This is a genomic window from Comamonas sp. MYb21 (assembly GCF_037479395.1).
Classification (GTDB): Bacteria; Pseudomonadota; Gammaproteobacteria; order Burkholderiales; family Burkholderiaceae_C; genus Comamonas.
Window position 1 is genome coordinate 19,128 of sequence record NZ_JBBGZC010000006.1, and the last position, 19,623, is coordinate 38,750.

The 19,623-nt window shown below is 67.4% G+C and carries 19 protein-coding genes; 11 read left to right on the top strand and 8 right to left on the bottom strand.

The window, feature by feature from the left end:
* The first annotated feature begins 50 nt into the window (after positions 1 to 50).
* A complete protein-coding gene (locus WH367_RS09840) occupies positions 51 to 917 on the top strand; it encodes a substrate-binding domain-containing protein (RefSeq protein WP_339535832.1) in 867 nt (288 codons plus the stop codon).
* Positions 918 to 933: 16 nt separating this feature from the next.
* On the opposite strand, the gene WH367_RS09845 is transcribed toward WH367_RS09840, so the two are convergent.
* The gene (locus WH367_RS09845; RefSeq protein WP_339535834.1) at positions 934 to 1,560 is read right to left on the bottom strand and encodes a glutathione S-transferase family protein; all 627 of its coding nucleotides are present in this window, start codon (positions 1,558 to 1,560) and stop codon (positions 934 to 936) included.
* Positions 1,561 to 1,695: 135 nt separating this feature from the next.
* Here WH367_RS09845 and radA point away from each other — a divergent pair, with 135 nt between their 5' ends.
* A complete protein-coding gene (gene radA, locus WH367_RS09850) occupies positions 1,696 to 3,081 on the top strand; it encodes a DNA repair protein RadA (protein ID WP_021025375.1) in 1,386 nt (461 codons plus the stop codon).
* A gap of 4 nt (positions 3,082 to 3,085) precedes the next feature.
* Positions 3,086 to 3,760 (top strand): phytanoyl-CoA dioxygenase family protein, encoded by a 675-nt coding sequence (locus WH367_RS09855; RefSeq protein WP_339520919.1) that lies wholly within the window; start codon positions 3,086 to 3,088, stop codon positions 3,758 to 3,760.
* Between the two features lie 6 nt (positions 3,761 to 3,766).
* On the opposite strand, the gene WH367_RS09860 is transcribed toward WH367_RS09855, so the two are convergent.
* The 4 genes from WH367_RS09860 to WH367_RS09875 all read right to left on the bottom strand — a co-directional run bounded on the left by WH367_RS09860 (position 3,767) and on the right by WH367_RS09875 (position 8,362).
* Positions 3,767 to 4,771, bottom strand: coding sequence for an aldo/keto reductase (locus WH367_RS09860; protein WP_339520921.1), 1,005 nt, complete (start codon positions 4,769 to 4,771; stop codon positions 3,767 to 3,769).
* A gap of 96 nt (positions 4,772 to 4,867) precedes the next feature.
* Entirely contained in the window at positions 4,868 to 5,947 is a 1,080-nt protein-coding gene (locus tag WH367_RS09865; protein ID WP_339535836.1) for an FHA domain-containing protein, read from the bottom strand.
* A complete protein-coding gene (locus WH367_RS09870) occupies positions 5,944 to 7,455 on the bottom strand; it encodes a S1C family serine protease (protein WP_339535838.1) in 1,512 nt (503 codons plus the stop codon). Before WH367_RS09870 ends, WH367_RS09865 begins: the two co-directional genes overlap by 4 nt.
* Before the next feature lie 202 nt (positions 7,456 to 7,657).
* Entirely contained in the window at positions 7,658 to 8,362 is a 705-nt protein-coding gene (locus WH367_RS09875; protein ID WP_339535840.1) for a MarC family protein, read from the bottom strand.
* Positions 8,363 to 8,551: 189 nt separating this feature from the next.
* Here WH367_RS09875 and WH367_RS09880 point away from each other — a divergent pair, with 189 nt between their 5' ends.
* From WH367_RS09880 to WH367_RS09895, 4 genes are all read left to right on the top strand, one after another.
* Positions 8,552 to 8,983: a hypothetical protein gene (locus tag WH367_RS09880; protein ID WP_021028651.1), complete on the top strand. Its 432-nt coding sequence runs from the start codon at positions 8,552 to 8,554 to the stop codon at positions 8,981 to 8,983.
* A 244-nt stretch (positions 8,984 to 9,227) separates the two neighbouring features.
* The gene (locus WH367_RS09885; protein ID WP_021028650.1) at positions 9,228 to 9,434 is read left to right on the top strand and encodes a zinc-finger domain-containing protein; all 207 of its coding nucleotides are present in this window, start codon (positions 9,228 to 9,230) and stop codon (positions 9,432 to 9,434) included.
* On the top strand, positions 9,435 to 10,247 hold the full coding sequence (locus WH367_RS09890) for a glycosyltransferase family 2 protein (RefSeq protein ID WP_239645061.1): 813 nt from the start codon (positions 9,435 to 9,437) through the stop codon (positions 10,245 to 10,247).
* Positions 10,244 to 11,536 (top strand): O-antigen ligase family protein, encoded by a 1,293-nt coding sequence (locus WH367_RS09895; protein WP_339535841.1) that lies wholly within the window; start codon positions 10,244 to 10,246, stop codon positions 11,534 to 11,536. The genes WH367_RS09890 and WH367_RS09895 overlap by 4 nt, the downstream gene beginning before the upstream one ends.
* Before the next feature lie 41 nt (positions 11,537 to 11,577).
* Here WH367_RS09895 and pdxY read toward each other — a convergent pair whose 3' ends face one another.
* The 3 genes from pdxY to WH367_RS09910 are packed head-to-tail and all read right to left on the bottom strand — an operon-like array spanning position 11,578 to position 14,473.
* A complete protein-coding gene (gene pdxY, locus WH367_RS09900; RefSeq protein ID WP_339535843.1) occupies positions 11,578 to 12,474 on the bottom strand; it encodes a pyridoxal kinase PdxY in 897 nt (298 codons plus the stop codon).
* Between the two features lie 53 nt (positions 12,475 to 12,527).
* Positions 12,528 to 13,580 (bottom strand): NAD(P)H-dependent flavin oxidoreductase, encoded by a 1,053-nt coding sequence (locus WH367_RS09905; protein WP_339535845.1) that lies wholly within the window; start codon positions 13,578 to 13,580, stop codon positions 12,528 to 12,530.
* On the bottom strand, positions 13,577 to 14,473 hold the full coding sequence (locus WH367_RS09910; protein WP_339535847.1) for a LysR family transcriptional regulator: 897 nt from the start codon (positions 14,471 to 14,473) through the stop codon (positions 13,577 to 13,579). The genes WH367_RS09905 and WH367_RS09910 overlap by 4 nt, the downstream gene beginning before the upstream one ends.
* Before the next feature lie 78 nt (positions 14,474 to 14,551).
* Between WH367_RS09910 and WH367_RS09915 the strand changes: the two genes are divergently transcribed.
* The 4 genes from WH367_RS09915 to WH367_RS09930 all read left to right on the top strand — a co-directional run bounded on the left by WH367_RS09915 (position 14,552) and on the right by WH367_RS09930 (position 19,621).
* A complete protein-coding gene (locus tag WH367_RS09915) occupies positions 14,552 to 15,817 on the top strand; it encodes a YbfB/YjiJ family MFS transporter (RefSeq protein WP_339535849.1) in 1,266 nt (421 codons plus the stop codon).
* Between the two features lie 216 nt (positions 15,818 to 16,033).
* A complete protein-coding gene (locus tag WH367_RS09920; RefSeq protein WP_116926749.1) occupies positions 16,034 to 16,984 on the top strand; it encodes a sugar ABC transporter substrate-binding protein in 951 nt (316 codons plus the stop codon).
* A gap of 15 nt (positions 16,985 to 16,999) precedes the next feature.
* Complete coding sequence (locus tag WH367_RS09925; protein WP_021027462.1) at positions 17,000 to 18,589, top strand: sugar ABC transporter ATP-binding protein; 1,590 nt, start codon at positions 17,000 to 17,002, stop codon at positions 18,587 to 18,589.
* A 24-nt stretch (positions 18,590 to 18,613) separates the two neighbouring features.
* Positions 18,614 to 19,621, top strand: coding sequence for an ABC transporter permease (locus WH367_RS09930; protein ID WP_027011027.1), 1,008 nt, complete (start codon positions 18,614 to 18,616; stop codon positions 19,619 to 19,621).
* Positions 19,622 to 19,623 lie beyond the last annotated feature (2 nt).

Genomic DNA, 19,623 nt, shown 5'->3' on the forward strand with positions numbered 1-19,623 from the left:
CGGGTGAGAGGGCCAAGGCGCCGCTGTCTGATAATGCCTGCATGCGCCTGATGCCTCTTCGCCGCTCCTTCCTGCTCAGCTGTGCCGCTGCGGCGCTGCTGGGCTGCGCCTCCGAGCCGCCGCAGCCCGATGCGGAACCCGCGCTGGACCAGGCCAGCCTGCCGGTGCAGCTGCTGATGACCGAGGGCTTTGTGCCTGTGCACCGGGCACTGGCCGGGCAGCTGATGATCCCCACCCAGATCCGCGCCGAGTCCGGCTACGGCGCGTCGCCTGCGGTGGCGCAGGCGCTGGCCCAGTACCTGCAGCAGGCGGGTTGCGTCGATCTGGTGCTGGCGCCGCGCGCGGTGTTGCAGCTGTTGCAGGCCCAGGGCCTGGTGCGGCCGGGGCGCCTCTACGATGTGGTGCGCTCACCGCTGATTGCCATCGTGCAGGCCGGCCGCCCCGTGCCCGAGCTCCAGGACACGGAAGACGCCAAGAAGATGCTGGAGGCGATGCGCAGCATCGCCTACCCGTCGGCCGATGGCAGCGACTTTATCGAGCAAAAGCTGTTTCGTGAGCTGGATTTGACTGCCCAGGCTCTGCCCAAGAGCATCAAGGTGTTTGGCCCGCAGGTGGCCCAGTTGGTGGCGCGGGGCGATGCGGAGCTGGGCCTGCTGCTGCGCAGCGAGCTGCCGCGCTCTGCCGAGCTGCAGGTGGTGGGCAAGATACCGCCCCCCCTGGCCTACGAGGCGGTCTATAGCGCCGGCATTGTTCGCCAGGCCTGCAGCACCGCAGGGGCCCAGCTGCTGGCCCGCTTCTACCAGCGCGAAGCGGCCATGCATGACTGGAACGGCTCAGGCTGGGAGCCGGTGGCAGGGGTATCCCGGCCGCCACCACCGCCGGCCGAGCACCTGGACCCGGCTGAGTACCAGCCTTGAGAACCTGTTCAATGTCTCAGGCCTGGGCCAGCGCTGCCTGCACCGCAGGGCGCGCGCCCACGCGGGCGTAATGGGCGGCCACGCGCGGAAACTCGTTGATATCCACGCCATCGCTCTTGAGCCAGCCGGCCATCGTGAACAGGTAGCCGTCGGCCACCGTGTACTGCTCGCCCATCACCCAGGTCTTATCGCCCAGGTAGTGCTGCTCGATCAGCGCAAAGGCATCGCGCATGTTCTGCGGCACCTTGGCCTGCATGGCTTTCTGGGCCGCCTCGTCGTCGGCCCAGCGCGCAGCGCGTGGGCGGTGGGCATGGCTGATGTGCACGGTCGATGCCAGGTAGCTGTTGAACTCCTGCAGACGGGCAAGTTGGAACGGGTCGTCCAGCGGCGCCAGTTGTTTGTCGGGGTGGGTTTGCGCCACATACAGCAGCAGCGCGGCCGTCTCGGTCAGCACGCCTTGCGGCGTGACCAAGGCGGGCACGCGGCCCTTGGGGTTGATGGCCAGGTAGGCCGGCGTGCGCTGCGCCCCTTCGGCCATGTTCAGGCGCTGGGCATCAAAGGCAGCGCCCGCCTCATGCAAGGCAATCAGCACGGCCTGCGCGCAGGTTCCGGGGGCGTAGTACAGGGTCAGGTCTTGGCTCATGGGGCTCCTTGGATGGGGGTTGGCGGCGGTGCCAGCGCATGGCGCCTGCCGCATCGCCTGGGGATGCTAATCGATTTGCCGGCCATGTGCTGCGCTCGCCGTTACCATGGGTGTCTGTTCCGAAACGTCCACCCCATGGCCAAAGAAAAATCCGTTTACATCTGCAGCGAATGCGGCGGCACCAGCCCGCGCTGGCTGGGCAAATGCCCCGCTTGCAATGCCTGGAACACCTTGGTGGAGAGCACGGCCGAGGCCGCAGGCGGCGGCAAGAACCGCCTGAGCCAGACCGGCCGCACCGGCTACGCCGGCCAGGCCCAGGCCGTCACGCCGCTGGCCGCCATCGAGGCCACCGAAGTGGCCCGCACGCCCAGCGGCATTGCCGAGCTGGACCGGGTGCTGGGCGGCGGCATTGTCGAAGGCGGGGTGGTGCTGATCGGCGGTGACCCGGGCATCGGCAAATCGACCTTGTTGCTGCAGGCGGTGGATGCACTGCAGCACCAGGGGCTGCCAGCGCTGTATGTGACTGGTGAGGAAAGTGGCGCGCAGGTGGCGCTGCGCTCGCGCCGGCTGGGGCTGGACAACAGCCAGGTCAATGTGCTGAGCGAGATCCAGCTGGAGAAGATTCTGGCCACCTGCGAGAGCACGCAGCCGGCCATTGTCGTCATCGACTCGATCCAGACCATGTACTCGGACCAGCTGAGCTCGGCCCCCGGCTCGGTGGCCCAGGTGCGCGAATGCGCGGCCCACCTGACACGCATGGCCAAGAGCACCGGCATTGCGGTGGTGCTGGTCGGCCATGTGACCAAGGAAGGCGCGCTGGCCGGCCCGCGCGTGCTCGAGCACATGGTCGATACCGTGCTGTACTTTGAAGGCGACACGCACAGCAGCTTCCGCCTGGTGCGCGCCATCAAGAACCGCTTTGGCGCCGTCAACGAGATTGGCGTCTTCGCGATGACGGAAAAAGGCCTCAAGGGCGTGAACAACCCCAGCGCGATCTTTCTGAGCCAGCACAGCGAGCCGGTGCCTGGCAGCTGCGTGCTCGTCACCCTGGAAGGCTCGCGCCCGCTTTTGGTCGAGATCCAGGCGCTGGTGGATGACGGCGGCCCCAGCCCGCGCCGCCTGTCGGTGGGCCTGGACCGCGACCGCCTGGCCATGCTGCTGGCCGTGCTCAACCGCCATGCCGGCGTGGCCTGCGCTGACCAGGATGTGTTCGTCAATGCCGTGGGCGGCGTGCGCATCGGCGAGCCAGCCGCTGACCTGGCTGTCATGCTGTCCATCACCAGCAGCCTGCGCGGCAAGGCGCTGCCCAAGGGCTTTATCACCTTTGGCGAGGTGGGCCTGGCCGGTGAAGTGCGCCCCGCCCCACGCGGCCAGGAGCGCCTGAAGGAAGCCGCCAAGCTGGGCTTTAGCGTCGCCGTCGTGCCCAAGGCCAATGCGCCCAAAAAGCCCATCGAGGGCATCACCATCCACGCGGTGGACCGGGTGGACGAGGCGATATCGCTGGTGCGGGGATTGGACTGAGCGCATGCTGGCAGATGCCTTTGCGCGTGACGGCTTTGCGTTGGTTCCCGGTGTGCTGGCTGCCGATGGCTGCGCATCGGTGCTGGCGGAGCTGCAAGGGCGCACAGGGCAGGGGCCCGGCGCACGCCATCTGCTGACTCTGCCATGGTGTGAGCGCATGGCCGGGCAGTTGCGTGCAGCCCAGGCATTGGCCGATCTGATTCCTCAGGGCCATCTGGCGGTGCAATGCACCTATTTCGAAAAGTCGCGCGACACCAACTGGCTGGTGGCGCTGCACCAGGATCTGGCGATACCCGTGCAGCGCAAGCTGGAACACCCCGCGCTCAAGGGCTGGGCGCTCAAGGACGCGACCCATTTTGTGCAGGCCCCCCCGCAGGTGCTGGAGCAGCTGGTGGCGGTGCGTGTGCATCTGGAGGACTGCGGTCCCGATGACGGCCCCTTGCGCGTGGTGCCGGGCTCGCACGCCATGGGCGTCATCGACAGCGCAGCTGCTCTGCAGCTGCGTGATGAACGGGGAGAGCTCGCATGCCCGGCTGCCCAAGGCGCCGCGCTGGTGATGCGGCCCTTGCTGCTGCACGCCTCGTCCAAAGCGAGCGGCAGCAGCCGTCGGCGCGTGCTGCATTTTCTGTTTGGCCCTGCGCAGCTGCCTTATGGGCTGGCTTGGGCTGCCGCCGTGTAGCTGCCTTTAAACCAGCCGCCCCTGTGGCCACAGATGCGCCGGATCGTTGTACCCGGGCGTCGAGGGGTGGCCGGGGCTGACCAGGCCGTTGACCAGGCGCTCGTCGTCCACGGTGATCTGGTAGTTCAGCGCGGGCTGGTAGTCCTGCCATTGCTTCAAGGTGCGCGGGCCGGCGATGACCGCGCTGATGGCGTTGTGGGCCAGCACCCAGGCGGTGGCGAACTGCGCGGCGCTGATGCCTTGCTGCTCGGCGTGCTGCTGCACCTGCTGGGCGATCACGAGGGATTCTGGGCGGAACTCGGTCTGCAGGATGCGGGCATCCTGGCGGCCGGCGCGGCTGTCCTTGGGCGGCTCCATGCCAGGCTGGTACTTGCCGCTGAGAACGCCGCGTGCAATGGGACTGAAGGGCACAACGCCGATGCCGAACTGCGCGCAGGCGGGCAGGATATCGGTCTCGGGCATGCGGTTGAGCAGGTTGTAGTAGGGCTGGCAGACGATGGGCGGTGGCAGGCCGATCTCGCGCGCGGTGTAGACCGCTTCGACAATGCGCCAGCCGCGAAAGTTGGACAGGCCCCAGTACAGAATCTTGCCGCTGTCGATCAGCTGCTTGAGGGCATACAGCGGCTCATGCAACTGCAGGCCGGCGCGGTCGCGGTGCAGGTAGAGGATGTCGATGCGGTCGGTCTGCAGGCGGCGCAGGCTGGCCTCGACCTCGCGCAGCATCCAGGCGCGCGAGTAATAGCCTTGGTTGGGCCCGCTGCCCATGGCGTTGCCCAGCTTGGTGGCCAGCACCCAGTCATCGCGCTGGCCTTGCAGCAGCTGGCCGACCATGCGCTCGGACTCGCCCTTGCTGTAGATATCGGCGGTGTCGATGAAGTTGACGCCCTGGGCGCGCGCATCGGCCACGATGGCGGCCGCCTCCTGGAGGTCGGTCTGGTCGGCGAACATCATCGTGCCCAGGCACAGGGCGGAGACTTGGAGGGGGCTGGCGCCCAGCTGGCGGTACTGCATCTTGGTCCTTCGGGAATCAGGTCGAGTCCCTCGATGCTAGCGGGCCGCCGCCGGTTTGTCAGTCACGGGCTGCGGCTTGCCCCGCCGCATCCATGCTCAATCGAGACCGCTGTCGTCGCCTTCCTCGTCGTCGTCCTTCTCCAGCTGGCTGCGGTTTTGCAGCTGCTCGCGCATGTTGTCAGTGCCTTGCATGAACTGGTCCACCGAGGTGGTGGGCGCCCAGCGCCACTCCGGCGGCAGCATGGTGGACATGTACAGGTTGTCGCCCAGGCGCTTTTGCGTCTGCCACTGCAGACCCAGCTTGGCGCCCACGCCCAGCACCAGCAGGCCGCCAACGGCCAGCGCCAGGGTACGGGCCGACACCAGGGTGGCCGCGCGCAGGTGGAACCAGATGACCACAGCCATCAAGCTGAAGGACGCCAGGCTGGCAAAGCGGCTGAGCAGCGGCCAGGACAGCGCAAAGCCCGTCACCGACAGCAGCACATCGAGCAAGGCCATGGCGACCATGCCGACCGAGGCGATGCAGACATGGCGCCAAAAGCCCGTCACCCCGGTGAACAGCTTGCCCATCATCGACCAGCCCAGGGTCCAGACCAGCAGGCCGCCCAGCATCCACAGCAGGATGGCGGGCAGCTGGCGGGCGAGAGCCCCGGTTTCGGTGGCACCCAGCCAGGTGGTCCAGGCCGACAGCAGCACCAGCAGCACCAGGGCCATGGCCGTCAGCAGCCCTTGGGCGCGCGAGAACGGGCGCCAGCGCTGGGTGGCGGGCAGCGGCAGGGCGGTGCTGCGCAGGTTCAGCTGCACGCCCCGGCCCAGGGTCAGGCGCTGGCCGGGCTGCCAGACAAAGCGCTCGCCTGCGCTGTAGTGGCGCCGGCCGTGCCAGACGCCATTGGTGCTATCGAGCACCTCGACCTCGTATTGCCCCGCATTGGGTTGGTGCAGGCGCACATGGCTGGGGCCGATGCTGGGGTCGGTCAGCACCAGGTCATTGGTGGCGGCGCGGCCAATCGTGCAGGGCCAGGCATACACCGGCAGGGCCATGGCCAGGCGGTGGCCGCGCTCAACCAGCTCCAGCACCGCGCCTTCGGGCTCCTGCGCCAGGGGTGGTGCCTGGGTGCTGGCTTCTTCGTGGTCGGGGGCGATGTCGGTCAATTCGGGGTAATCGTGCTGGCTCATTGGGCGGCCTCGCTGGAGAAGCCTTGCAGGTACTGGCGGGCCAGGCGCTGGGCATTGTCAAAACTCACGGCACTGACGTTGAGGCGGCCGAGCACGCCCTGGCGCGGCTGGTCCACCGAGACGGCCAGCACGGTCAGGTCATAGAGGCCGCTGAACTTGCGGTAGGCGGCCATGCAGACGACGGCGCGCAGCGGCAGCTTGGCGTCTCCCGCGACAAAATCCTCGCGGCATTCATAGCCGGTGCGCACGCGGTTGCCGCGCTTGCGCATGGGCTCATTGGCAAAGCTGGCGCCATAGGTGTGCGCAAACTGCCAGGGGCTCAGGCGCGGCGCGTCATAGGCCTCGTAGCGCATGCCCAGGCCGCCGACATCGCCGTCGCCGGTGAAGACTTCGCTATCGATGCGGCATTGGCTGCGCTCAAAATCAAACAGCGATTCGCTGCGCCGCTCGCGGCCATCACCCCAGCAGCGCGCCAGCGTCTCGGACGGCACGGGCACGCGGTAGGGGCCATAGCGCTCTGTGCGGCTGCTGCCGCTCAGCACCCGGTCGACCAGGTCCTTCTGGTGTGCCATCAGCTGGCGCGTGACTTCGGCATGCATGGCGCCCTTGACCGGGGCGGCCTCGCGGCCCTGGGCGAGCAACTGCTCGACAAACTCCACCGGCACCAGAAAGCTCAGTTGCTCGGCGCCCAGCTGCTTGGCCACATTGACGCCGACCACGCGGCCCTGGGTGTCGATGGCCGGGCCACCGCTCATGCCCGGGTTCAAGGTGCCGCCAAAGAAGATGCGCGGGTAGAAGCTGCGCTGCACCAGGCCGTTGTAGGTGCCCTCGGTGATCGCAAAGCCCACATCGAGCGGGTTGCCCAGCGAGAAGATGCGCTCGCCCCCGCTCAGTGGCCGGCTGCTGGGGCGCAGTGGCAGTGCGCTGTAGCGGCGCTCCGAGGCGCCTTCTGCGCCTGCGCTGCTGTCCTTGGCCGGGGCCACGCGCAGCAGCGCCAGGTCATGCAGCACATCGATGGCCAGCAGCTGCACCGGCGCCTCCTGGCCGCTGACCGAGACCAGCACCGCACGGTGGCGTTCGGGCTCCAGCGCCAGCTGGCTGACGACGTGGTAGTTGGTGATCAGCAGGCCATCCTCGGAGACAAAAAAGCCCGAACCGGTGCTGCTTTGCGTATTGGTCTGGCGGCGCAAGGTGCGGATCTGCACCAGCTTGTCGCGTGCGGCCATATAGGCCTGCTGGGCATCGGGCGAGGGGGGCGGGGCCTCGGCCGCAGCAGCGGCTGCGGGCTGGCTGGCGGCTGCAGGCGATCCTGATGCAGGCGGTGCGGCGGGCGTGGTGGGCGCGGCATTCGTTAATGGCGCCGTCGGTGCAGGCACGGCGGCCTCGGCTGCAAGCGGGCTGGCCGCCTGCAGCAACGGGGCCTGGGCCAGGGCGGGCGCTGCCAGCAAGGCCGCCAGCGCAAGTGCCAGGCCGTTGCGCCACAAAGGGGAAGATGAGCAATGGGTCATGGTGTTGGGGTGTGCGCCGGGGAGGAAGCCGCAGACGCAGGAGCGGGCAAGCCAGTAGCCTGGCATGCTATCAAAATAAAAGTGCCACTGCACCAGCGGCAGACGTCATAGCAGGTAAGCATTTGCAGTTGTGGCGCCTGACGGGTGCGCAATGCATGGCGGGGGCTGAGGGTGGATGCGGGCCAGGCGTGCCTCAGTGCCGCTACTCATAGGCCTGGGTCACGCCATGGGCGATGGCATCGCTGATCAGGTTGCTCAGCCCGCTCCAGGCGATCTGTATCCCCAGGCACAGCAGGATGAAGGCGGAGATGCGCAGAAACACGATCGTGCCGGTCTCGCCCAGCGGTTTGAGCAGCTTGTCGGCATAGCGGTTGCACAGCAGCAAAATGACACCCACCACCAGGCTGCCCACGGCCGCACCCATGACGTTGACCACGGTGATGGCTGGCGAGCTGCGGTCGAGCAGGCTCACGCCGATCGTGATCGTGGCGGCCAGGCTGCCCGGGCCGTAGGTGAGGGGAAAGGTCAGCGGGTAGAACGCGCGGCGCCGCGCCATCTCGGGCGTGAAGGCTTCGGCCAGCTTCTCGGTGCGCCCTTCGGTGGAGTTGGTGTTGATCATGTTCCAGCCAATGACGGAGACCAGCAGGCCGCCGCCGAGCCGGACCACATCGATGGACAGGCCGAACATCTCCAGCATGTAGGAGCCCACCAGCATGAAAAAGATCAGCAGCAAGGTGACATTGACGGCGATGCGGGTCGCGATGCTGCGGCGGGTGGCGTTGGAGGCCCCTTCGGTCAGCGTCAGGAAGATGGCCGAGACACTCACGGGGTTCAGGATCGGCAGCATGGTGGCGACCACCAGCAAAAAGCTCTTGCTGAAGGCGGCAAAGGCAATGGCAAAACTCATGAAAGGGCACCAGGCAATAGGAGGATCTGGCGCGCTAGCATGCCAGCCAAAGCGGGCTTGCGCTAGGGCCTGTGGCGGCCGGTGTTGGGCCAAAGGTACGCCTGCCGCCGCGAAAACTGGCGGGCTGCGGGCGCAAACAATTGGCCCCTGGCGACAAGGGCATCTGCGCAGGCAGTGGACAATAGCGCCATGAACTGGAGAAACATACTGATCCCCGTCGGCTTGCTGGTGCTGCTGGGGGCTGCTTACCAAAATTACAAATGGATGGGCGTGCTGGCCGTCAGCGGCGGCATTGTGCTGTGGCTGATGCTGCATTTCACCCGTCTGATGACCATCATGAAACGCGCTTCGGAGCGCCCTTTGGGCTATGTGGCCAGTGCCGTCATGCTCAATGCCAAGCTCAAAGCCAATGTGCCGCTGGTGCATGTGGTGGCCATGACGCGCTCGCTGGGCCTGCGCCAGTCGCAGGCTTTGGAGCAGCCCGAGGTGTTTGTATGGCGCGACAACACGGACTCCAGCGTCACCTGCGAATTTGTGCACGGACGCCTGCAGAAATGGACACTGCAGCGCCCCAGCGACCCGCAGGATGGCGCGGACAGCCCCGCCCACCCTCAGCCTTGAGGCCGGCTTACTTGTAACAAGGGCGACCCGCCGGCCGCTTGCACCGGCCCTTTAGAGGGGGTTGGCGCTCAATTCTGAGGCGCGCGCTCTCTATCTTCTGCCAAGGCGGGCGCCGTCCACGTAAAATCACTGCCCAGCATGGGAGCCCCTTGGGGCTGGTCCCCACCATTTGCCCGTGCCCACAGAATCATCGATAGCCGGCTCGCCCCAGAGGTGCAGGGCTGGCGCAGGAAAGTTGAAAACCATGACGCAGGCAGTTGTTGAGTTGCTGGCCAAAGACCTGAACGCCCAAGGCGGCGTGTTTTGTCCCAACCCCAAGGCAGATATGAAATTGTGGAGTGGCCACCCCCGCGTCTTTCTGGACGTGGGCCACAGCGGTGAGGCCAAGTGCCCCTACTGCGGTACGGTGTACCGCCTCAAGGCGGGCGAAACCTTCCACGGTGGCCATTGAGTGACTGATTCCCCATTGGGCGGCGCTGCAGCTTCGCGCAGGCTGACGCTGACCATTGGCATCCTCACCCTCAACGAAGAAGACAACATCGAGGCCTGCTTGCGCAGCGCCTCGTTTGCCGACCAGGTGGTGGTGGTGGACAGTGGCAGTGTGGACCGCACCACGGCCATTGCCTGCGGCCTCGGTGCCCAGGTGTTTCGCTACGAAGACTGGCAGGGCTTTGCGCTGCAGCGCAACCGGCTGCTCAGCCACGCCAAGGGAGACTATGTGTTCTTCCTCGACGCCGATGAGACCATCTCTCCCGCTTTCCGCGAGGAGCTGGAGGCCATTGTCCAGTCCGGCGAGGAGGCGATCTGGATGGTGCGCTGGCGCATGGTCGCTTTCGGCAAGGAGCTCAAGTACCTGCGCTCCACCGCCAAGGTCGAGCGCCTGTTCTGGCGCGGTTTGCTGCGCGAGTACACCGGCGTGGTGCACGAAGAGGCGCAGCTGAGCCGGGCCAATGTGACGCGCCACCTGATGCGCACGCCGCTGCTGCACCATTCGCGCAGCACCGTGCATTCCAGCCTGGAAAAGCTCACCCAGTACGCGATGCTGGGCGCGGCCAAGCGTGCCGAAGAGGGCGTGCGCGGCGGCATTTTGCGCGGCATGGCCTCGTCGTTCGCGATGTTTGTGCGTCTTTACTTCTTCCATTTCGGCTTTCTGTGTGGGGGCGCGGGCTTTTTGTACTGCGTGTTCGTCGCGCTGGAGAGCTTCTTCCGCTATGTGGCCCTGGCCTATGACCGCCCGTATCTGAGCGGAGACGTGCGCCGATGAGCCTGGCTGCGGCAGCGTCCGCTGCGCCCACGCCCGCGATGCGGGCCAGCCAGCTGGCGGCCTTTTTGGTGCCCGGTGTGGCGCTGACCCTGCCCTCGGGCTACTCCTTTGGCGCTGCGGTGCTGGCGCTGGCCAGCCTCGTATTTGTGCGCCAGTGGTGGGGCCGCCGCTGGGACCGCCGTGCGATCGCCTGGGCGCTGATGCTCGCCGCCATGGCGGTGTTGTGGACCATGAGCTTTGATGACTGGCACCTGCGCTCGCGCAGCGACCAGTTCGTCAAATATGCGCTGGCCATCACCGGCCTGGGTTTTTTGCAAAGCTGTGCGCCCCGGGTGCGGCCGCTGGGCTGGGGCATGCTGGCGGGCGCGCTGGGCGCAGGCCTGGTCGCCGTCTACCAGACGGGCTGGACCGATGCCCACCGCGCCAATGGCTTTACCAATGCGATCCAGTTCAGCGGCATTGCGCTGGTGCTGGCGCTGGCCTGCTGCTTTGGCGTGCTGCTGCTGTGGCGCTCGCTGTCGGCCTGGCAGCGCGCCTTGGGCTTGGTGTGCAGCCTGTTCGGCTTGCTCGCCGTCATCCTGTCCGATACGCGCGGCAGCTGGATCGTGCTGCCCTTTGTGCTGCTGATTGGCGCGGTACTGCTGTGGCGCTGCGGCCTGCGCAAACCGGTGGGCCTGGGCCTGCTGGCCGCCGTGCTGGGCATTGGCGGCTTGGTCTCACTCAAAGGCGACGAGATGGCCCAGCGCTACCACACCGCCGTGCACGAGGTGCAGAGCTACGAGGTGCAGGACCGCGATGCGGCCGAAACCTCGGTCGGCCAGCGCCTGGCCCACTGGCACCTGGCCTGGCACATGGGGCTGGACAAGCCGCTGACCGGCTGGGGCCTCAAAGGCTATATCGCCGAGAAGGCCCGCCGCGTGGAAGCGGGCGAGGCCAGTGCCTCGGTCCTCCCCTACGACCATGCCCACAACGAGCTGCTCGACATGTTTGCCAAGCGCGGGCTGGTGGGGGTGGCGCTGCTGCTGGCCTTTTATGCCGTGCCGCTGCTGATCTTCTGGCCCACGCAAAAGCGCATGGCCCAGTGCCCCGGCGCGCCTATGGACCGCCAGATCCTCTACCTGCGCATGCTGGGCATCATGGTGCCGCTGTGCTACATGGGCTTTGGCCTGACCCAGGTGTTCTTTGCCCATAACAGCGGGCATCTGTTCTACGTCTACCTGCTGGTACTGCTGCTGGGTGCGCTGATTGGACGTGAGCGCGCACTCTTGGCTTTGCAGCCGCAGTCCTGAGCTGTGCCATGCAGCACCAGCGGCCCGGCGCGGGCCCTGGCTCAGGCCAGCTGGCGCGCCGCAAAGCGCGCCGCCGGCTCGATCAGCTGGGCCTGCGCTGCCACCAGCGGCAGATCGCGTGAGCCCGCTACCGTGCCCTTGACCAGCGAATACAAGGTGGCCGTGGCCAGCTCCAGCGCTTGGGGCAAGGGGCGGCCCTCCATCAAACGGCCCAGCAAGGTCGCGGCAAACACATCGCCCATGCCGTTGGGGAGCGGGTGCAGGTCGATGCGCGGCGTGGTCACCAGCCAGGCGCCTTGGCCATTGACGGCCAGGGTGCCCAGTTGGTCGGCCGCGATATCGGGCGTGGCCAGGCTGGTGATGACAATGGTGTCCGGCCCCCGGCCGCGCATCTGGCGCGCGACGGCGACGGCCTCCTCGGTGCTGGCCAGCTTGGTGCCGCTCAGCAACTCGAACTCGAACTGGTTGGGCGTGATGATGTTGGCAAACGGGATGGCCTGGTCGCGCAGAAAATCGGGGATGGCGGGGTTCACGAAGAGCCCCCGGCCCACATCGCCCATCACCGGGTCGCAGAGGTAGCGCAGCTGCGGGTTGGCCTGGCGGATGTCGTTGACGGCGTCGAGAATGGCTGCGCCGGTATCGGCATTGCCCAGGTAACCGGAGAGCACGGCGCCCACTTTGTGCAGCGCGCCGCGCTCGCGCAGGCCGGCGAGGATTTCGCGGATATGTTCGGCGCTCAGGATCTGGCCCCGGAACTGCCCGTAGCCCGTGTGGTTGCTGAACAGCACCGTATGCACCTGCAGCACCTCAAAACCCAGGCGCTGCAGCGCAAACACCGCCGCCGAGTTGCCGACATAGCCCCAGGCCACATGGGATTGGATGGACAGGATGACGGGGCGGGAGGCTTGCGCAGTGGCAGAGGGTGCAGCAGTGTTCACGGTAGGCAGTCTTTGCGGGCGAGGGCCCGGACCAGGCTGCCGGGCGTTGGCTGCTATTGTGCGCCCGCGGCCTGCCACTCCGCCTTGAGCTGCTGCAATAGTTGCGCAGCGGGCAGGGCTCGGGCCTGGGCCACGCCCTGGCCGGCCCAGAGTGACAGGTACTGCGCATCGCCCGCCGCGCCAGCGAGCTTGCGCAGCGCGCCGGTCAGTGCGTTTTGCACCGGGTAGGGCGGAATGGCGGCCTCCTCGGCTTCGAGCGCATCGATCATCGCATTGCGGATGCCGCGTGCAGGCCGGCCCGAGATGGTGCGGGTGGTGACCGTGTCGGTGGCCTGGGCGGCCGCCAGCGCGGCGCGGTAGGCCGTGTTGATGGCCGATTCGGGGCAGACCAGAAAGGCCGTGCCCATTTGCACCGCCTGCGCGCCCAGCGCCTGGGCGGCGGCAATGCCGGCACCATCCATGATGCCGCCGGCCGCAATCACCGGCAGCTGCAGCTGGCGCACGCAGTCGCGCACCAGCGGCAGGGTGGAGACCATCGACGAGGCATAGTCTGCCAAGAAGGTACCCCGGTGGCCGCCGGCCTCGCTGCCGCTGGCGATGACGGCATCGGCCCCCACGGCCTGCCAGGCCAGCGCCTCGGCCACCGTGGTGGCCGTGCCCCAGACCTGGCTGCCTGCGCCCTGCAGGCGCTGCACCTGGGCGGCGCTGAGAATGCCGAAGGTAAAGCTGGCCACGGCCGGGCGGCAGGCGACCAGCGCATCGAGTTGCTGCGCAAAGTCTTCGCACCACTGGCTGGGCACGGCCGGCTCGGCGCCAAAGCGGGCATAGAGCGGGGCCAGGCGCTGCAAGGCCTGCTGCACGGTGGCGGCATCGGGCGCGGGGGTGGCCTGCACAAACAGATTCATCGCAAAGGGCCGGTCGGTCTGCGCGCGCACCGCAGCGGCGGCTTCCGCCATCGCCTGGGGCGAGCGCATGCCGCAGCCCAGCGAGCCCAGGCCGCCGCCGGCGCTGACGGCAGCGGCCAGCGCCGGGCTGTCCGAGCCGGTCATCGGGCCTTGCACCACGGGCAGCTGCAGGCCCAGTTCTTGTGTCAGGTTGCGGGTCATACGGTCTCCATCGCGGTGGGGAAAGGGGTGGGGGTCGGGGTGGGGGCCGCTGCCTGCAACACGGCCAGCAGCTGCTGCACCGCGGGCGTGGCATAGCCCTGGCGGGTGACGAACATCGTGGTGCAGGCGCCCAAGGGCTCGCTGCGCACCGGCAGCGCATCGCGCTGCAGATCCAGCACGGTCTGCGGCACCACGGCGACCGCGCTGCCTGCGGCCACGGCCGCCACGATCGCATGGTACGAGGACAGCTGCAGCACGCGCGTGGGCGCCGGGCCATGGGCCTGGGCCATCCACTGCTCGCCAATGCGGCGGTAGGTGCAGCCATCGCTGAAACCGGCCAGGGTGCGCGGCAGCTCCCCTTCCTCGGTTTGGGCGGGGCGCAGCAGCAGCAGCGATTCTTCGTACAGCGGCACCAGATCGAGCGGCAGCGGCGCATCCACATCCGGAGGCGGCCAGGCCACCAGCGCGGCATCGAGCTGGTGGTCCAGCACCTGCTCCATCAGCTGCAGCGAGGCGGCCGTGGACAGCTCCAGTTGCACCTGGGGATGCGTGCGGTGGAAAGTGGCCAGCGGCAGCGGCAGGCGCGCGGCGGCCGTGCTCTCCATCGAGCCCAGGCGCAGCCGCCCGCTGGGCTGCTGGCCGCGCAGGCTTTGCGTGGCCTCTTCGGCCAGGGTCAGCAGCTGGTCGGCATAGCGCTGCAGCTGCTGTCCCTCGGGTGTCAGCACCATGCGCCGGGCTTCGCGTACAAAAAGCGCGACGCCCAGCGACTCCTCCAGCTGCTGGATACGGGTGGTGATATTGGACTGGGCGCGGCCCAGCTGCTGCGCAGCACGGGTGATGCTGCCGCTGGCAATGACCTGCTGAAAAATGGCGAGGGTGGCGAGATCCAACACGGCGGTATCTATCTTTTTTGAAGATGTTAATTTAACATAGCATCTCCAAAAAAGATACATAAGCACTAGGTCCGCACCATGCCACCCTCGGTCAGCTCCTCGGTTTCCCCCTCCACCCCCACCCCCTCCCTGCGCTGGGGCCAGCGCCCCTGGTGGGTGGCGGTGGCCGGCATGCTGGCGCTGGCCTCGGCCATGGGCGTGGGGCGCTTTGCCTTTACCCCCCTGATGCCGATGATGCTGCACGACGGCAGCATCGACCTGGCCCAAGGCAGCTGGCTGGCGATGAGCAACTACCTGGGCTACTTTGTGGGTTCGCTGGTCTGCATGGTGCTGCCCTGGGTGGCCCCGGGCCTGATGCAGCGCCTGCACCCCTCGCGCATGGTGCACTGGTGGCTGTTCATCACCGCAGTGCTGACGGCGGCGATGGCGCTGAACTGGCCCGGCGCCTGGGCCAGCCTGCGCTTTGTCTCGGGCGTCGCCAGCGCGGTGGTGTTTCTCAATATCACCCTGTGGTGCATGTCGCAGCTGGCGCATCTGGGGCGGCCGCAAATGGGCGGTCTGCTGTTTTGCGGCCCGGGCATCGGCATTGCGCTCACGGGCCTGGCCACCAGCGCCATGGTGGCGGCCGGCTGGCATGCGGTCAGCGCCTGGCTGGCCTTTGCGCTGCTGGCGCTGGTGTTGTGGCTGATGGTGATGACGGTGGTGCGTGGCCCGCTGGCGCCGCCGCCCGCCCCCACGCAGGCGGGCGCAGCCGTGGCCGTTGCGCCCGAGGGCCCGGTGGACCGGCTGCTGCTGACCCTGGCCTACAGCCTGGCCGGCCTGGGCTATATCGTTACCGCCACCTATTTGCCGGTGATTGCGCGCGGCGCGCTGCCGGCCGATTCGATCTGGCCTGACCTGTTCTGGCCCATGTTTGGTGGCGGCGTGGCGCTGGGCGCCTACCTCTCGACCCATTTGCCCGCCCGTTGGGACCGGCGCCGTCTGCTAATGGCCGGCTACGGCATCCAGGCCGTGTCCATCGCCATCAGCGCGCTGTGGCCCACCCCGCTGGGCTTTTCGCTGGGCAGCCTGCTGCTGGGCCTGCCGTTTACCGCGCTGACTTTTTTTGCGCTGCAAGAGGCGCGCCGCATCTGGCCCAGCGCACTCAGCAGCTTTCCGGGCCTGCTGACTGCCGCCTATGGGTTGGGCCAGATCGTGGGCCCTCCCATGGTCGCCTGGATGCTGGCCCACAGCGCCAGTACCCAGCAGGGCTTTGCCTATGGCCTGGCGGCGGCGGGCGGCGCGCTGGTGCTGGGCATGGTGGTTCTGGCCGGCATGGTCTGGCGCCATCCGCACCAGGGCTGAGCGGCTGAAAGGCCGCTGGTAGCCAGCCGCCCAGGGGCTGCCAAAGCGGATGCCGGGGCCGCATCTGCGCCGCATGTCCAACTCGTGAAACATTGTTTGACCTTGGGGTAAACTCCGGGGCGCAAACGTTTGCGCCTATGCAAACATGCGGCATCTCGCGGCTACTGCTGTGGATAGCGCCGCGTGATGCACAACAATCCTTCGGAGACTTATCTCATGCGCTTTACCCGCCGTACCCTGACTGCTGCGCTGGCTTTGGCCACCGTGGCTGGTTTTTCCCACCAAGCCGTCGCGGCTGACAAGCCCAAGGTGGCGCTGGTGATGAAATCGCTGGCCAACGAGTTCTTCCGCACGATGGAAGACGGCGCCAAGGCGCACCAGAAGGCCAATGCCGCCCAGTACACGCTGGTGGCGAACGGCATCAAGGACGAGACCGATACGGCCGCGCAGATCAAGATGGTCGAGCAGATGGTGGCCCAGCGCGTGCAGGCCATCGTGATTGCGCCGGCAGATTCCAAGGCCCTGGTGTCGGTGCTGAAGAATGCCGCCGACAAGGGCGTGCTGATCGTCAATATTGACAACAAGCTCGATGCCGATGCGCTCAAGAGCAAGGACCTGAACGTGCCGTTTGTCGGCCCGGACAACCGTGCCGGCGCCAAGCTGGTGGGCGATTTCCTGGGCAAGCAGCTGCAGGCCGGTGACAAGGTCGGTATCGTCGAAGGCGTCTCGACCACGTTCAATGCCCAGCAGCGCACCCTGGGCTTCCAGGATGCGATGAAGGCCGCTGGCGCCAATGTGGTCAGCCTGCAATCGGGCCAGTGGGAAATCGACAAGGGCAACACAGTGGCCGCCGGCATGCTGCGCGAGCACCCCGATCTGAAGGCGATCATGGCCGGCAACGACAGCATGGCGCTGGGCGTGGTCGCGGCGGTCAAGGCCTCGGGCCGCACCGGCAAGGTGCAGGTGGTGGGTTATGACAACATCGCCGCCATCAAGCCCATGCTCAAGGACGGCCGCGTGCTGGCGACTGCTGACCAGTACGCCGCCAAGCAGGCCGTGTTCGGTATCGAGATCGCGCTCAAGGCCCTGGCCGAGAAGAAAAAGCAGAGCGAGCTGCCCGCTGAGGTCAAGACCGATGTGGCCTTGGTGACCAAGGACAGCAAGTAAAAAACGGCGTACACCATGGCAACGACTGAGGCGCAAGGCGCCGGCACGCCACGCGTGCGTCTGCAGCAGATGGGCAAGGCCTACTCCGGCACCTTGGTGCTCGAGGGCGTGAGCCTGGATCTGCATGCGGGCGAGGTGATGGCGCTGACCGGAGAAAACGGCGCGGGCAAGAGCACCTTGTCCAAGATTCTGTGCGGGTTGGTGGATCCATCGCAGGGCCAGATGCAGCTCGATGGCAAGCCCTTTGCCCCCACATCGCGCCGCGATGCCGAGCGCCAGGGCGTGCGCATGGTGATGCAGGAGCTGGGCCTGGTGGCCACCTTGACTGTGGCCGAAAACCTGCTGCTGGGCCAGCTCCCCCACAAGATGGGCTGGCTGGACCATGCAGCGATGCGGGCGCTGGCCCGCACCCAGCTGGCCAAGATCGGCATGGAGCATATCGACCCGGACACCCCCGTCTCGCAGCTGGGCATTGGCCAGCAGCAGATGGTGGAGATCGCCCGCAATCTGCAGGATGGCACGCGGGTGCTGGTGCTCGATGAGCCCACCGCCATGCTGACGCTCAAGGAAACCGAGCACCTGTTCACGCAGATTGCGCTGCTCAAGGCGCGCGGTGTGGCCCTGGTCTATGTGTCGCACCGGCTCGAAGAGCTGCAGCGCATTGCCGACCGGGTGGCCGTGCTGCGCGATGGGCGCCTCGTCGATGTGCGGCCCATGCAGGGCGTGCAGGAGCATGAGCTGGTCGAGCGCATGGTCGGCCATGCGGTGCAGGACAACGAAGGCCGGCCGCGCCGCACGCGTGGCGCGCTGCGCCTGTCTGCGAAAAATTTGCAACGCGGCGCGCAGGTGCGCGGCGTGAGTCTGTCGCTCTATGCGGGCGAGATCATGGGCCTGGCGGGCCTGGTCGGCTCGGGCCGTACCGAGCTGGTGCGCCTACTGTTTGGTGCAGACCGCGCCGAGCAGGGCGAAATCAGCCTGCATGCCGCTGGCAGCAGCGCCGCCACGCATACGGTGGCACCCAACTGGAGCAGCCCCGTGCAGGCCATCCGCGCCGGCATCGGCCTGGTGACCGAAGACCGCAAGTCGCAAGGCCTGCTGCTGTCGCAATCCATCCGCGCCAACACCACCTTGGCGGGCATGCACAAGATTGCACGCGGCGGCTGGCTGCAGCGCGCCCAAGAGAGCGAAGTGGCGCGCCATTTTGTCGAACGCCTGCGCATCCGCTCGCGCAGCGCCGAGCAGGCGGTATCGACCCTGAGCGGCGGCAACCAGCAAAAGGTGGTGTTTGCCCGCTGGCTGCACCAGCCCTGCGATGTGCTGCTGCTCGACGAGCCCACGCGCGGCGTCGATGTGGGCGCGCGCGCCGACATCTACCACGAGATCGACCGCATGTGCGATGACGGCAAGGCCGTCTTGATGGTCTCCAGCGATCTGCGCGAGTTGATGGCCATGTGCGACCGCATTGGCGTGATGCATGACGGCGAGCTGGTGGCCGTGTTCGAGCGCGGCCAGTGGAGCGACCAGCAGCTGCTGGCCGCCGCCTTTGGCAATGTGGATGAAGCCCCATCGGCCCACGCCGCAGCCCAGGCTGCAACCCCCGAATAAAAAAGCAGGCAAGAGGACCAAGCCATGACCACCCCCCTTTCCGCGCGCGCCAGCGCGCCTACGCCGTCGGCTGCCAAGGCCTCTTCGGGCCGCATGCAGGCCTGGGGCACCTATGTGGGCCTGTTCCTGGTGCTGGCCGCGATGGTCGCGCTGTTCAGCTTCCTGAGCGAGTATTTCTGGAGCGCCGAGACCTTTGTCACCATCGCCAACGAGATCCCCGCGCTGGCGGTGATGGCCGTGGGCATGACCTTTGTGCTGATCCTGGCGGGCATTGACCTGTCGGTGGGCTCGGTGCTGGCGCTGTCGGCGGCGGTGGCGGCCCAGGCGATTCTGGTCTGGGGCCTCAACCCCTGGGCCGCCGGCGCACTGGGCCTGCTCTGCGGCCTGCTGTGTGGCGCGGTGCTGGGCTCGATCTCGGTGGTTTGGCGCCTGCCGACCTTTATCGTGTCGCTGGGCATGCTCGAAGCGCTGCGGGGCGCAGCCTACCTGGTGACCGACTCGCGCACCCAGTATGTGGGCGACGCGATCTCGGGCCTGGCCGCGCCCATTGCCTATGGCGTCTCGGCCGCCTTTGTCATCGCCATCGTCGTGGTGGCGCTGGGCCAGATTGTGCTGACCCGCACCGTGTTTGGCCGCTATGTGGTGGGCATCGGCACCAATGAAGAGGCCATGCGCCTGGCCGGTATCGACCCGCGACCCATCCGCATCCTGGTGTTTGCGCTGACCGGCCTGCTCGCCGGCCTGGCAGGGCTTATGCAGTCGGCGCGCCTCGAAGCGGCCGACCCCAATGCCGGCAGCGGCATGGAGCTGCAGGTGATTGCCGCCGTCGTGATTGGCGGCACCAGCCTGATGGGCGGACGCGGCTCGGTGATCGCGACCTTCTTTGGCGTGCTGATCATCGCGGTGCTGGAAGCGGGCCTGGCCCAGATTGGCGCCAGCGAGCCTGCCAAGCGCATCATCACCGGCGCCGTGATCGTCGTGGCCGTGATCATCGACACGGTGCGCCAGCGCCGTGCCGCACGCCGAGCCTGACG